The following is a 241-nucleotide window of genomic DNA, read 5'->3' as shown; positions in this document are numbered from 1 at the left end:
CCCCCTCCCCGCGGCCGGCTTCGTCGTCCTGGGGTTCTCCCCCGACCCGATCGGCAAGATCATCCGATTCGCCGGGCAGGTGGGCCTGACGTTCCCCCTGCTCTCGGATGAGGTCCACGCGGTGGCCGAGGCCTACGGCGCCTGGGGCGCGAAGAAGTACTACGGGCGGACCTTCGAGGGTCTGTTCCTCTCCACGATCGGCGTCAGCCCGGACGGGAAGGGCACCCACGCGCAGTACAAC

At 69.7% G+C, this 241-nt stretch carries 1 protein-coding gene; it reads left to right on the top strand.

Features of this window, described 5'->3' with window-relative positions; all coding sequences use genetic code 11:
• The coding region (locus KVS67_RS12885) for a redoxin domain-containing protein (protein ID WP_217565538.1) at positions 1 to 241 on the top strand (241 nt) is incomplete at both ends.

Origin of the sequence: Micrococcus sp. GbtcB5 (genome assembly GCF_019091605.1) — a bacterium.
Taxonomy (GTDB): Bacteria; Actinomycetota; Actinomycetes; order Actinomycetales; family Micrococcaceae; genus Micrococcus; species Micrococcus luteus.
This window is presented reverse-complemented; position numbering and strand designations above follow the sequence as displayed.